The sequence below is a fragment of the Corynebacterium sp. HMSC22B11 genome (assembly GCF_001815965.1).
In the GTDB taxonomy this organism is placed as follows: Bacteria; Actinomycetota; Actinomycetes; order Mycobacteriales; family Mycobacteriaceae; genus Corynebacterium.
Genome location: NZ_KV823470.1, coordinates 172,936 through 186,522 on the forward strand (window position 1 = coordinate 172,936; position 13,587 = coordinate 186,522).

Genomic DNA, 13,587 nt, shown 5'->3' on the forward strand with positions numbered 1-13,587 from the left:
CGCCGACGGTACGCGCGGACACGAGGCCCCGCCATGTTATCGACCGGCCCACAGCGTCGCGCCGGAGGTGCCGATGGTCAGCGGCGCCATGCCCGGAGTGCCGGAGGCGACGGGGATCAGCGTGCCGGCGGTGAGCTCGTCGTTGAGGTCGGTTTCGTCGTGGGTAGGGGCGGCACCGATCTCGTCCGACGGCAGCCACGCCTGGATGACGCGCAACTTCTTGCCGTCGAGGTAGCCGGAGGCGTTGAGCTCGGAGTGGCGGATCCTGCGTCCGGCGCTGACCCGCTGGGCCATGCCCGGCGTCAGGATCGACGCGGTGCCGGCCGCGCTGCCCTCCATACCGCCATCGTCGCGGTGGCGCAGGCGGCCGGTCATGATCCAGGTGACCAGCTCGACGTCGTTGTGCTGGTGCATGTCGAAGCCCTCGCCGGGGGCGACGATGTCGTCGTTGTGCACCATGAGCAGCCCGAACGCGTTGCCCTCGAGGTCGAAGCTGCCGGTGGCGGGGAAAGACTGGCGAGACAGCAGCGCCGAATCACGCCACGTCGAGCGTTCATCGGCGCGGATGATGCGGACCTCAAGGGCCGTCATCGGCGTCTTCTTCTTGCCCATGCCGCAATTCTATGCCGGTGGCGCGGCGGGACGGGACTGGTTTCAGGGCAGCTACAGGACCGGATCAACGCACTCTAAATCGAGAAGAGCCGGTAAGTGGCACAACACCGCACGCATCCAACATCGACTTTAAGGGCCTGACCCCGATGCAATATCGGACTCAGGCCCTTGAGCTCCTAACCGCCTAGGGTTAAAAGCCCAACTTTCGGGGGCTAGTTCACTTTCGGTGGCACCGAGGCCTTAAGCGTTGCTAGGCAGGGCGCTGACCGGGGAGGGGAGTGCGGGTTTAGACCTCGCCCTCGGCGAACTGCGTGGCCAGGCGCAAGTGCGGCAGCGCGAGCAGCGTGCCCGCGCCCTGACCCAGGCCGATTCCAGTCGGCAGGATCGGGCTAAGCCCCAAGGCGCCGAGCGCCGGCACGATCGCCGGCTCCGTGCCGGGGGAGGCCGACTGCCACCAGTCGCGAGCGGTGGGAGCCAGCATCTGCGCGCACAGCGCGGCCGCCGCGCAGCCCGCCCCATCGAAGATCACCGGGGTGCGGCGAATCGCGGCCTGCGCGAGGATCCCGGTCAGCACCGCGATATGCGGCGCGGCCACCTGGGCGAGGATCTCGCGGGGCTCCGTGCGCACATCCCGCACCGCGAACATGCCGTCGCGAATCTGGGCGACCTTGCGCCGCCAGCCCTGGTCATCAATGCCTGAGCCCCACCCGATCACCTTCACCGGCTCGATCCCGCAGATCGCGCCAATGATCGTTGCGGCCGCGGTCGTGGTGCCCGGGCCGAAATCGCCGAGCAGCAGCAGCTCCGTGCCCTTATCCGCCTCCGCGTCCGCGAAGGCCGCACCGGCCGCCAGCCACTCCTCGAGGCCGGGCTCCGCCCCAGAGGATTCCGTCTCGGTGGAAAGCTGATCGGTGGCCGCGGCGTTGGCGTCGATAAACTCTACCCGAACATCCTGGGCCACCGCAGCGGCGGCGACGGGGGAGCGACCCGAGGAATACAGCTCGCCCACCTGAGAAAGGGAGTCCTCGGGGAGAATGGACACGGCAGGCGTCGTTGCTGGCTCACCAGCGACGACCGCTAAGGTCACGCGCTCCAGCGCGGCCGGCAGCTCCTGGCCCTGGCAAGCCGCCAACCAGCCACCCCAGGCGGCGAGCTCCCCCAAGCTCGCACGGCCGCCACCAGCAGCCATCGTCGTCGCCTCCAGCCAGCGGGTCGCCTCAGCAACACGCGTCGGATCGACTGCTTCCACGGCCGTGAAGTCCACTGCCATTTAGCGAACGTCCTCGCCGATCTCCACCTGCGGGGCAGGGTTACGCATCTTGCGGATCATCGTCGCGCGGCCGAAGGCGTACATGCCCAGCCCGAACTTACCCAGCGTGGTGTCCGGGTACTTCTCGCGCACCAGGCGGTTGACTTTGCGGCCAAGGATGATGCCCTCGATGACCATGAGGATCAGGATGCCGAACATCACCAGGGAGGCGGTGTTCGCCAGCATCGGGTTGCGCAGGCCGATCACCATAATCAGGACCACGACCAGCGCGATCGGCATGAAGTAGTTGCCGAGGTAGCGGTGCGAATCCACCCAGTCGCGGACGAAGCGACGCTCCGGGCCCTTATCGCGGTCCATGAGGTAGCGCTCGTCGCCGGCCATCATGCGCTCGTTAATGTGGCGGCGCTCGGCCTCGCGCTCCCGACGCTCCTTGGCTTTGAGCTCCTTGTACTCCTCCTTGGACATGGAGGCCTTGAGCTCCTTACGGCGCTTGCGGGCCTCGGCTGGGGTCTCTGGACCCTGGTAGGGGCCGCGGCGCACGCCGGCCTGGCGCTCCTGCTCGTTACGCTTCGGGGTCGGCCGGCCCTTCGGCGGGGTGAAGGCCTTGTTGGCAGGCTGCTTGACCTCAGTTTCCGGGGTGGCCTCGGCGGATGCTGCGGCGGTGCTGGCAGCAGCGGAGGTGGATGTGCTCTTCTTACGCGACTTTTTCACGCCTCTTAGGCTAGAGCAGAATCAGGGGGCTATCAAAAGGATGGAATAGTTTCGCGGCGCCGCCCGTTGTACGGGAGGACGGAGCGTGAGGTTGTGGAATTCGCACCGCTTCGCGAGTAACCTAAACGAGCATCGAAACCATCCTTAATGAGGAGGAAATATGACTGCCCCAGAGAAGGTCACGGGTGTCGAGCTGACCGACGCCGCTGTGGCGAAGGCAAGCTCCCTGCTGGCCCAGGAGGGTCGCGACGACCTGGCGCTGCGCATCGCGGTCCAGCCGGGTGGCTGCGCTGGCCTGCGTTACCAGCTGTTCTTCGATGACCGCTCCCTGGACGGTGACCTGAAGGACGAGTACGAGGGCGTGAACCTGGTCGTCGACCGCATGTCCGCCCCGTACCTGATGGGCGCGAAGATCGACTTCGCGGACACCATCGAGTCCCAGGGGTTTACGATCGACAACCCGAACGCTTCCGGCTCCTGCGCCTGCGGCGACTCCTTCTCCTAAGCCGAAGAAGGCCCCTGGGTCCCGCAATTGCGGGGTAGCGAAAAAGGGAAGACGGCGAAACGCCGCGGCCCCACGATGAGTGGGTGCCGCGGCGTTTTCTGTTGGGGTGGATAATTTAGGGGGCCAACGGGGCAGGGAGCCCAGGGTTTGGCCGAAGGGCTGGACCTATGCGCTGGGGAAGCAGCCGCTGGCGCCGGGGAGGGGTTCTAGGGCCGGAGGAATAGGCCTAGTGGCCCGGATTCCCCGGAACGCAGCGCACTTAGAGCTTCACCGGGTAGTCCTGCTCGCTGATGCCCGGGTCGATGCGCTTCTCCACGAAGATGCCATGCCAGATCATGAACGCCAGCACCGTCCATAGGCGGCGGGAGTGATCCGGGCCGGAACCGGAGTTCATCGCCGTCCGGTGCTCCTCGAGCATCGCCAGAACCTCGGCCTTGTTGAAGATGTGATCCGTCTGGGAATCCTCGATGTGCTTCTTCGCCCAGCCGTAGAGCTCATCTCCGGCCAGCCAGTGGCGGATCGGCACCGGGAAGCCCAGCTTCTTGCGGTTGAGCACGTGCTCCGGAACGATGCGCTCCATCGCCTTACGCAGCGCGTACTTCGTCGTCCCGTGGGAGATCTTCATGTCGATCGGGAGGGTCTCCGCGACGTCGAAAACGACCTTGTCCAGGAACGGAACGCGCAGCTCCAGGGAGTTGGCCATCGTGATCTTGTCTGCCTTGACCAGAATGTCCCCGCGCAGCCAGGTGAACAGATCCAGGTGCTGCATGCGGGCCACCGGATCCATGTCCCTCGACTTCGCGTAGATCGGGGCGGTGACCTCCCGGTGATCCCACTCGGGGCGGACCTCGCGCAGGACGCGCTCCAGCTGCTCGTAGTTGAAGGAGCGGGCGTTGCCGTAGTAGCGCTCCTCCATGGACATCGTGCCGCGCTGCAGCAGCGACTTACCGCGCACACCCTCTGGCAGTGCGTCGCCCAGCTTCGCCAGCACCTTATTAATAGGGCTAGGAATCTTCTCGAATGGGGCGAGGCTCAAAGGCTCCTTATAAATGGTGTAGCCACCGAAGAGTTCGTCCGCGCCCTCGCCGGAGAGCACGACCTTCACGTGCTTGCGGGCTTCGGCTGCCACAAAGTACAGCGGCACCAGCGCCGGGTCGGCAACCGGGTCGTCCAGGTACCACATGATCTTCGGCACCGCGTCGGCGAACTCCGCCGGGCTGACCACCTTGACGATGTGCTCCGCGCCGATCGCCGCAGCGGACTCCGCGGCGACATCCACCTCGGAGTAGCCCTCGCGCTGGAAACCCGTGGTGAAGGTCAGCAGGTCCGGGTTGTGGCGTTTCGCCAGGGTGGCGATGGCCGTGGAGTCGATGCCACCGGAAAGGAAGGACCCCACCGTGACGTCCGCGCGCATGTGCTTGGCCACGGAATCCTCCAGGGCCTCGGCGATGCGCTGGAAGAGGGCATCCTCGCCGCCCGCCGGCACCTTAGCCACCGGGAACTTCGGCTCGAAGTAGCGCTCCTCCTCGATGGTGCAGCCGCCCTTCGCGCCCTCCGCTGGGGGAGTGACGAACGCGCGGGAGCCCGACTCCAGACGGAAGATGTTCTTGTGCAGGCTCTCCGGCTCAGGGACGTACTGCAGATCTGTGTAGTGAGCAATAGCCCGGGGATCCAGATCGAGGTTCAGGCCGATGGCGTCCGCAAGGGAAAGGATGCACTTCTTCTCGGAGGAGAAGACCGTCGCCTTGTCCGTCGACGCCAGGTACATCGGCTTGATGCCGAACGGGTCGCGAGCGAGGAACAGGCGGCGCTCCACCGAATCCCAGATCGCGATGCCGAACATGCCACGCAGGTGGTTGACCACATCGGCACCCCAGTGGTGGAAACCAACGACGATCGGCTCGCCGTCGCCGCCGGTATTAAAGGAGTAACCCAGCTCCTGGAGCTCCTCGCGCAGTTCGACGTAGTTGTAGATCTCGCCGTTGAAGGTCATGGAGTAGCGGTTCGGCTGATCCGCCGGCCCCCACTGCAGCGGCTGGTGGGAGTGCTCCAGGTCGATGATGGACAGGCGGTTGAAGCCGAAGACCACATCGTCGTCGTTCCAGGTGCCGCTATCATCCGGACCACGGTGACGCATGCACGGCAGCGCTTCAGCGACCGGGTCGGTGAACGTGTTGGCAGTGCCGTCGGCGGACAGTAAACCAAGTAGGCCACACATAGGGTGCTTTACTACTCCTGAATCATCGGGGACTATATAAACTGACGCGCGGAGCGGAAGCGGCCGCGAGCCAGGTCGGTTAGACTACAAACTACGCGCTCGGGGGCGCTTGTCCTAGCTGGCGCGCGGGGCAGAAAACGGGCAAGTTGCCCCGGACGGGGGGAGGGGCTCACAGGAAACCCCCAAAATGTGGCACCCACCGCAACGAATAGTGGCAATTCGCTGTATATGGTCTAAAGTTCTCTAGTGAAGCAGTCTTGGGCGCAACAAGCGTGCGCTCACCACGAGCGATAACGCCGAAAAACCCAAGGCTATGAACGTGTGAACGAGGAAGGCATAATCGCGTGGAACAGCGAAAAGTGCACGGTATGACTCGCCGTATTGCTATGGCAGGGACGCTCGGCCTGTCCGGCCTCGCCCTTGCTGGTTGTAACGTCGCGCCCCCGGAGAACGGCTTTTTCCATGCTCTCCGCATGGGCTGGCCGATGGGTATCACCCCGGAGGCTGAGCAGATGGGCAACTACTGGGTCTGGGTCTGGGTGGCCGCCTGGATCATCGGTATCATCATGTGGGCCCTGATGTTCTTCGTTATGGGTCGCTACTCCAGCAAGGCTCGCTCCCGCCGTGGCGACAACGAGGAATTCCCACGTCAGACGGGCTACAACGTCCCGCTCGAGCTGGTGCTCACCACCCTCCCGGTCCTGATCGTCATGGTCCTGTTCTTCTTCAACGTCCAGACCCAGGACAGCGTTACCGCCCTGGATAAGGACCCGAAGGTCAAGGTCGACGTCACCGGCTACCAGTGGAACTGGAAGTTCGGCTACGGCGAGATCAACGGCGAGCTGCTGGGCGGCCAGGACTACGAGGGCGTCGACAAGGAGGCTCAGCAGCGCGCTGAGGACTCCAAGTACGAGATCCGCTCCAACACCAATCACGGTGTCGGCCCGATCCACGGCCGCTCGAAGGAAGACTACAGCTACCTGAACTTCAACAAGATCGAGACCGTCGGCTCCACCGACGAGGTTCCGGTCCTGGTTGTTCCGTCCAACACCGCAATCGAGTTCAACCTCGCCTCCGCGGACGTTGCCCACTCCTTCTGGATCCCAGAGTTCCTCTTCAAGCGCGACGTGTTCCCGCACCCGGAGGCAAACCAGTCTGAGCGTCGCTTCCAGATCTCCGAGATCAAGGAAGAGGGAGCATTCGTCGGTCGCTGTGCCGAGATGTGCGGTACCTACCACTCCATGATGAACTTCGAGCTGCGCGTCGTCTCCCCGGAGAAGTTCGCGGACTACATCAAGTTCCGTCAGGACAACCCGGAGGCTCCGAACTCCGAGGCTCTGAAGTCCATCGGTGAAGCTCCGTACTCCACCTCTACCCACCCATTCGTTTCCGACCGCACGGGCACCCGTGAAGCCGGCGAAAACATGACGGACCGCAACGCTGCCTAAGGGCACCGCGCGAGTTCCTAACTAGAGAAAGAGGAAAAGATGACTTCCGGAGCAAAGCTTTTCTACGGCCTCGCCCTGTTCTTCTTCGTCATGGACGTGGTCTACATCCTGGGCACCAAGCACCTGGTCGAGACCAACCGTGTGATGGGCACCGAGTGGGCTGGTGTTACCGGCCTGACCCTGGCCCTGCTGCTGTCCCTGATGCTGGCTGTGTACCTGCACCTGACCGACAACAAGACCGACATCGGTCCTTCCGACTGGGAGATGGCTGAGATTGAGGACGGCGCTGGCGTGCTGGGCTTCTTCTCCGCTGGCTCCATCTGGCCGCTGCAGCTGACCATCGCCGTGATGCTGGTCGCTTACGGTCTGGCCTTCTGGCACTTCTGGCTGATCGTGGCCGGCGCAATCTTCCTGATCTGGGGCTCTGTCATGATGAACCTCCAGTACGGTGTCGCTCGCGACGACCACTAAACGCTTAAGCGTTCACACGCTTTAAGGCCGCGGCCGGGCCCCCTCGACGGGAACCCGGCCGCGTTCCGTATTTCTGGACCCTGTTCGCCAATACCTCGCTGTCAGCCGGCGGGCCATCGCATCTGCAACCGCGCTGGGGGGGTTCATCTGGTTGGGCTAGCGGGGGCGGGTTGAGGGACAGGCGTGCGCGCGGTTCAGTAATCAACGGCAGCGGAGTACTTCGGTTGAAAAGCAACGCAAAAGGCCCCTCGGTCAGGCTTTAAACCTTTACCGAGGGGCCTGATGGGGCAGTGGTGCGGCCCTAGCGGGCGATCATCGCCTCCATCTTCTCTAGGGCTGCGCCGGACTCCAGGCTCTCGCGGGCGCGGTCGATGTTCCGCTTCAGCGTGGCCTGCAGGCCGTCTTCCTCCCAACCCTCGACGGTGGCCAGCGCTGCGGCGCCGTTGAGCAGGACGGCGTCCTTAATCGCGCCCTCGAGCTCGCCACGGAAGAGCTTGCGGGCGATCTCGGCGTTGTACTCGGCATCCCCGCCGCGCAGGGCGTCTTCCTCGTAGAAGTCGAGGCCCAGGGAACGCGGATTGATGATCTCCTCGCCGGTCTGGCCGTTGGCATCCACCGTGACCACGTCGGTTGGGGCGCACACGCTGATCTCGTCCATGCCGTCCATACCGCGGACGACGAGCACGCGGCTGCCCTGGTGGGCGAATGCTCCGCCGATGATCGGCATGAGATCCTTGAACGCACACCCGATGAGGCCATAACCGGGCTTTGCCGGGTTGGTCATTGGGCCGAGCAGGTTGAAGACGGTCGGAACCTTCAGCTCGCTGCGCACCGGGCCCGCGAAACGCATGGCCGGGTGGTAGGCCTTCGAGAACAGGAACGCGAAGTGCGTCTCCTTCAGGTCCTCCGCTACGGCCTCGGGGGAGCGCTCGATGTCCACACCGAGCGCCTCGAGCATGTCCGCGCCTCCACATTGGGAGGACGCCTTGCGGTTACCGTGCTTAACAACGTTCGTTCCGGTGCCCGCGACGACGAAGGACGCCATCGTGGAGATGTTTACGGTGTTGCGGCCATCGCCGCCGGTTCCGACGATGTCCACAATCTTGTCCACGCCCGAGAAGTCCACCGGGGTCGCGAAAGAGCGCATGGCCTCTGCTGCAGCGGCGAGCTCCGCGGCGGTGATGCCCTTAACCCGAAGACCAAAGGCAAAGGCGGAGATCAGGACGTCGCTGGCGCGTCCAGCCATGATCTCGTTCATCGCCCACGCGGTCTGGGACTCGCTGAGCTCTTCGCGGCGACCCAGGCGGTCCAGTAGGCCCGGCCAGGTGAAGTAGGACTCCGGAAGCTGCTCGGCACCAAGTGCATGAGCGGTAGAGGTGAATGTGCTGTGATCGGTTGACTCTGTTGCCACCTGTTGGCTCCCTTCCAAAGCTGTTTCTTTAAATAATACGGCGGAGGTTAGCGTTGCCTGTGAGCGGGTGGCGTGGATCACCACTGCGAACCGAATCTCGGCGACTTCTGCGGGGGTAAAGGTGAGATGCGGGGGCGCTTCGGGGTCGGGGTTCGGGCCCGAAGTGGGGGAGGGGGTGGTGCCTTGCTGGCTGAATCCTGTGAACAAAATCGGGTGTCAGTACGGCGGAAAACCGGGTCCGCTTATGCGCTGACCTGGCACGATGTGGTGCGTCGGATAGCGGTTCCAAAAAGTTCCGACTATCCCCCAAAGGGGGGATACTGGCAGGTTTGTCCAAGGTTTGACCTGGTGTTTTCCAGTCCGTTTTGAGCTTTCACGCGTGGGGAATCGACTATCTGCCAGAAAACAGCCATACTTAGACACGTGACAAGCGCAGTTGAAAACCCAGGTATGGCAGCACCACATCGTGTTGCGACGCTGAACCGACCGAACATGGTCAGCGTCGGCACGATCGTGTTCCTGTCTCAAGAATTGATGTTTTTTGCTGGCCTGTTCGCGATGTACTTCGTGTCCAAGGCCAACTCGGGAGGCAATTGGCCATCCGAGCCAACCGAGCTGAACGTGCCTTTCGCGGCGACGATTACGATCATCCTGATCTCCTCGTCCGTGACTGCGCAGTTCGGCGTGTTCGCGGCTGAGAGGGGGGATGTCTTCGCTCTTCGTCGTTGGTACGCACTGTCGGCGTTGCTGGGAACCGTGTTCCTTATCGGTCAGGGATACGAGTACTTCCACTTCGTCGAGACTGGAACCACGATCCCGGGCTCCGTTTACGGCTCGGTGTTCTTCATCACGACCGGTTTCCACGGCGCACACGTGCTGGCCGGTGTGATTGCGTTCCTCGTTGTGTTGCTCAGGACGTTCAAGTCCAAGTTCACCCCGGCACAGGCAACCGCTGCCGTCGTCGTGTCCTACTACTGGCACTTCGTCGACGTTGTCTGGATCGGCCTGTGGATCACGATTTACTTCGTTCAATAGGCCGTTAGCGCCAACTCAGGTTGGCCGACAGCCCATCGCAATTCCATTGACGAGTTAAAGGGAACAAGATGGATACCTCTAACAACAACGCGAGCGCTGGTGCAGCAACCGGTGCGCAGCGTTCCCCAGGGGCCGCACGGCGGCGCCGCAAGCTCCGCAAGGTGCTTGCCGGGGCATTCGCTCTCGTCGTCGGACTGACCGGCGCGGGATTCCTGGCTAATGCCCTCACTCCGGACCCGAACACTGCTACGGCACAGCAGGACGAGACCGCACTGGTCCAGCAGGGTAAGGAAATTTACGAAGTGGCATGTATCACCTGCCACGGTGCCAACCTCCAGGGCCAGGAGGGTCGTGGTCCTTCGCTGATCGGTGTCGGCGAGGGCTCCGTGTACTTCCAGGTCCACTCCGGCCGCATGCCGATGCTGCGCAACGAGGCGCAGGCAAAGCGTAAGCAGCCGCGTTACTCCGAGCAGCAGACCCTGGCTCTGGCGGCATACGTCAACGCCAACGGTGGCGGCCCGGGCATCGTCCGCAACGAGGACGGCTCCATCGCCATGGAGTCCCTCCGTGGTAAGAGCACCACCGACGGTGAGATCAACCCGGCCGACGTGGCACGCGGTTCCGACCTTTTCCGTCTGAACTGTGCCTCCTGCCACAACTTCACTGGCCGTGGTGGCGCACTGTCCTCCGGTAAGTTCGCTCCGACCCTGGATCACGCGAACGAGCAGGAGATCTACCAGGCCATGCTGACTGGCCCGCAGAACATGCCGAAGTTCTCTGATCGCCAGCTGACCGCTGACGAGAAGAAGGACATCATCGCCTTCGTGAAGAACGCTAAGGAAACCCCGAACCCGGGTGGCTACGGCCTCGGCGGTCTGGGTCCCGTTAGCGAGGGCATGCTGATGTGGTTCGGAGGCATCATCGTGATGATCGCCTTCGCGATGTGGATTGGAACCCGGTCATGAGCGAATTGAAGAATAAGTACACTGATGCCGAGCTGGCACAGATGAGCGAGGAAGACCTCGCTCGCCTCGGCACCGAGCTGGACGGCGTGACCGTCGCTTACCGTAAGGAACGCTTCCCGATCGAGAACGATCCGGCTGAGAAGCGTGCCTCCCGTCGGGTTGCCACCTACCTGATCCTCTCCATCGTCCTCGGCCTGGCATTCGTTGCCATCTACCTCTTCTGGCCGTGGGAGTACAAGCACATGGATGAAGAGGGCCTGTGGTGGTACACCTTCTACACCCCGCTGCTGGGTATCACCTCTGGTCTGTCCATCACCCTGCTGGGCATGGGTGTTGCGGCTTACACCAAGAGCTTCATCCCGGAGGAGATCTCCGTTCAGACTCGCCACGACGGCCCGTCTGACGAGGTCGATCGCCGCACCCTCGTGGCCCTCCTGAACGACTCCTGGAAGACCTCCACCCTCGGCCGCCGCCCGGTTATCGCCGGCCTGGCCGCAGGTGGTGCTGCACTCGCTGGTCTCGCGATCATCCTCCCAATGGGTGGCATCGTGAAGAACCCGTGGAAGCGCGGCGCAATGGGCATCGCCGGCGACGGCACCCTGTGGACCACCGGCTGGACCCTGCACGAGCAGGGCGAGAAGCTGTACCTGGCTCGCGACACCGGCGCCGTGGCTGAGAACCACGACGGCCACTGGAGCACCCAGGGCATCTCCCGCCTGGTCCGCGTCCGTCCGGAGGACCTGGACGCTGGCGCCATGGAGACCGTCTTCCCGATGACCGAAAGCATGGTCAACGACGGCGACAAGTACGACTCCAAGGCTGAGGTCTACGAGGACCACATGCACTCCATCCACGGTTCCCGCAACGCGGTCATGCTGATCCGCCTGCGCCACGAGGATGCTCTGCGTGCTGTCCAGCGTGCCGGCCAGGAAGACTTCCACTACGGCGACTACATTGCGTTCTCCAAGATCTGTACGCACATTGGTTGCCCGACGTCCCTGTACGAGCAGCAGACCAACCGTATTCTTTGCCCGTGCCACCAGTCCCAGTTCGACGCACTGCAGTACGGCAAGCCGGTCTTCGGCCCAGCCGCACGTGCACTGCCAGAGCTGCCGATCACGGTGGACGAGGAAGGGTACCTCATCGCCAAGGGCAACTTCATTGAGCCTGTTGGCCCGGCATTCTGGGAGCGTAGGTCATGACCACTAAGCAACAAGGCCGCCTCGCGCAGGCCGCAAACAACATCGATGAGCGCTACACCGCATCTGGGGTAATCCGCCCGCAGATCAACAAGGTGTTCCCGACTCACTGGTCCTTCATGCTCGGTGAGATCGCGCTCTACTCCTTCATCATTCTGATCCTGTCGGGTGTCTACCTGACCCTGTTCTTCGACCCATCCATGTCGAAGGTCATTTACGACGGCGTCTACGCACCGCTCAACGGTGTGGAGATGTCCGCCGCTTACCACACGGCCCTCGATATCACCTTCGAGGTGCGTGGTGGCCTGTTCATTCGCCAGGTCCACCACTGGGCAGCCCTGCTGTTCTCCGTGTCCATCATGGTTCACATGATGCGTATCTTCTTCACGGGTGCATTCCGCAAGCCACGTGAGGCCAACTGGGTTATCGGCTGCCTGCTTCTGCTGCTGTCGATCGCCGAGGGCTTCATGGGCTACTCCCTGCCGGACGACCTGCTCTCCGGTGTGGGTCTGCGAATCATGTCTGCAATCGTGATCTCCCTGCCGATCATCGGCACCTGGATGCACTGGATCATGTTCGCCGGTGACTTCCCGGGCGACATCATCATCCCGCGCCTGTACATCGCGCACGTGCTGCTGATCCCGGGCATCCTGCTGGCTCTGATCGCTGCTCACCTGGCTCTGGTCTGGTTCCAGAAGCACACCCAGTTCCCTGGACCGGGTCGCACCGAGAACAACGTTGTCGGCGTTCGAATCCTCCCGGTCTTCGGCGTCAAGGCTGCTTCCTTCGGCCTGATCACCTTCGGTTTCGTGGCACTGCTGGCTGGTCTCTTCCAGATCAACGGTATTTGGAACATCGGCCCCTACAACCCGTCCCAGGTCTCCGCTGGTTCCCAGCCGGACGTCTACATGCTGTGGACTGATGGTGCTGCCCGTGTCATGCCGGCATGGGAGCTGTACCTCGGTAACTACACCATCGCCTCTGTCTTCTGGGTTGCTCTGCTGCTCGGCCTGCTGGTCGCGCTGCTGGTTGCCTACCCGTGGATCGAGCAGAAGATGACCGGTGACACTGCACACCACAACCTGCTGCAGCGTCCGCGCGACGTCCCCGTCCGCACCGGCCTCGGCGTCATGGCTCTGGTGTTCTACGCACTGCTGACCGTCTCTGGTGGTAACGACCACGTCGCTCACTTCTTCGACATCTCGCTGAACGTGATGACCTGGGTCGGCCGCATCGGCCTGATCGTGCTGCCTCCGATCGCGTACTACGTCACCCACCGCATCTGCGTTGGTCTGCAGCGTCGCGACCGGGAGATCCTGGAGCACGGTATCGAGACCGGTACCATCCGTCAGCTGCCGTCCGGCGAGTTCATCGAGGTCCACCAGCCGCTTGGTGGCGTCGACGAGCACGGCCACGCCATCCCGCTGGAGTACCAGGGTGCATACGTGCCGACCCAGCCGAACGACCTCGGTGCGGCTGGCAAGCCGGGCCGCGGTGGCTGGTTCAGCCCGGACTCCCCGGAGATCGCCGAAAAGGCTCAGGAGATCGAGCACCGCAACGCGCTGGAGCGCAAGCAGATGTTCGAGCGTCTCCAGGAGGCCAACCGTGCCGAGCTGGAGTCCCGCAACGAGGACTAAACGCCACGAGGCGCATAGCTCGCAGAAGTACCGGCGCTAGTTCCAACTGCCACTAGCAGCCGGGAAAGGCTAAGGGCGGGGCCCACGTTAAAAACGTGGGCCCCG

12 protein-coding genes are annotated in these 13,587 nt (G+C 63.3%); 7 read left to right on the plus strand and 5 right to left on the minus strand.

The genetic code is table 11. The features are described from left to right. Positions 1-36: 36 nt before the first annotated feature. The 3 genes from HMPREF3088_RS01195 to HMPREF3088_RS01205 form a co-directional block, all read right to left on the minus strand. Positions 37-612 carry a pirin family protein gene (locus HMPREF3088_RS01195; RefSeq protein ID WP_070757781.1) on the minus strand — a complete coding sequence of 192 codons (576 nt, stop codon included), beginning with the start codon at positions 610-612 and terminating at the stop codon, positions 37-39. A 286-nt stretch (positions 613-898) separates the two neighbouring features. Next, the gene (locus HMPREF3088_RS01200; RefSeq protein ID WP_070757783.1) at positions 899-1,882 is read right to left on the minus strand and encodes a nicotinate-nucleotide--dimethylbenzimidazole phosphoribosyltransferase; all 984 of its coding nucleotides are present in this window, start codon (positions 1,880-1,882) and stop codon (positions 899-901) included. Further along, complete coding sequence (locus HMPREF3088_RS01205; protein ID WP_070757785.1) at positions 1,883-2,593, minus strand: DUF3043 domain-containing protein; 711 nt, start codon at positions 2,591-2,593, stop codon at positions 1,883-1,885. A 160-nt stretch (positions 2,594-2,753) separates the two neighbouring features. Here HMPREF3088_RS01205 and HMPREF3088_RS01210 point away from each other — a divergent pair, with 160 nt between their 5' ends. Continuing rightward, positions 2,754-3,098 carry a HesB/IscA family protein gene (locus tag HMPREF3088_RS01210; protein WP_012360489.1) on the plus strand — a complete coding sequence of 115 codons (345 nt, stop codon included), beginning with the start codon at positions 2,754-2,756 and terminating at the stop codon, positions 3,096-3,098. A 259-nt stretch (positions 3,099-3,357) separates the two neighbouring features. On the opposite strand, the gene asnB is transcribed toward HMPREF3088_RS01210, so the two are convergent. Continuing rightward, entirely contained in the window at positions 3,358-5,316 is a 1,959-nt protein-coding gene (asnB, locus tag HMPREF3088_RS01215; protein ID WP_070757787.1) for an asparagine synthase (glutamine-hydrolyzing), read from the minus strand. Positions 5,317-5,660: 344 nt separating this feature from the next. On the opposite strand from asnB, the gene HMPREF3088_RS01220 reads away from it, so the two are divergent. Together HMPREF3088_RS01220 and HMPREF3088_RS01225 are read left to right on the plus strand one after the other, a co-directional pair. Then, complete coding sequence (locus HMPREF3088_RS01220; protein WP_070757789.1) at positions 5,661-6,764, plus strand: aa3-type cytochrome oxidase subunit II; 1,104 nt, start codon at positions 5,661-5,663, stop codon at positions 6,762-6,764. Positions 6,765-6,803: 39 nt separating this feature from the next. Further along, positions 6,804-7,235 carry an aa3-type cytochrome oxidase subunit IV gene (locus HMPREF3088_RS01225; RefSeq protein WP_070757791.1) on the plus strand — a complete coding sequence of 144 codons (432 nt, stop codon included), beginning with the start codon at positions 6,804-6,806 and terminating at the stop codon, positions 7,233-7,235. A 301-nt stretch (positions 7,236-7,536) separates the two neighbouring features. Here HMPREF3088_RS01225 and trpD read toward each other — a convergent pair whose 3' ends face one another. Next, complete coding sequence (gene trpD, locus HMPREF3088_RS01230) at positions 7,537-8,646, minus strand: anthranilate phosphoribosyltransferase (RefSeq protein ID WP_070757793.1); 1,110 nt, start codon at positions 8,644-8,646, stop codon at positions 7,537-7,539. Between the two features lie 450 nt (positions 8,647-9,096). Here trpD and HMPREF3088_RS01235 point away from each other — a divergent pair, with 450 nt between their 5' ends. From HMPREF3088_RS01235 to HMPREF3088_RS01250, 4 genes are all read left to right on the plus strand, one after another. Continuing rightward, positions 9,097-9,681: an aa3-type cytochrome oxidase subunit III gene (locus HMPREF3088_RS01235; protein ID WP_187441039.1), complete on the plus strand. Its 585-nt coding sequence runs from the start codon at positions 9,097-9,099 to the stop codon at positions 9,679-9,681. A 68-nt stretch (positions 9,682-9,749) separates the two neighbouring features. Beyond that, positions 9,750-10,646 carry a cytochrome bc1 complex diheme cytochrome c subunit gene (locus HMPREF3088_RS01240; protein ID WP_070757796.1) on the plus strand — a complete coding sequence of 299 codons (897 nt, stop codon included), beginning with the start codon at positions 9,750-9,752 and terminating at the stop codon, positions 10,644-10,646. Then, a complete protein-coding gene (locus HMPREF3088_RS01245; protein ID WP_070757798.1) occupies positions 10,643-11,848 on the plus strand; it encodes a cytochrome bc1 complex Rieske iron-sulfur subunit in 1,206 nt (401 codons plus the stop codon). The genes HMPREF3088_RS01240 and HMPREF3088_RS01245 overlap by 4 nt, the downstream gene beginning before the upstream one ends. Further along, complete coding sequence (locus tag HMPREF3088_RS01250) at positions 11,845-13,482, plus strand: cytochrome bc1 complex cytochrome b subunit (protein WP_070757800.1); 1,638 nt, start codon at positions 11,845-11,847, stop codon at positions 13,480-13,482. Before HMPREF3088_RS01245 ends, HMPREF3088_RS01250 begins: the two co-directional genes overlap by 4 nt. Positions 13,483-13,587: the final 105 nt, after the last annotated feature.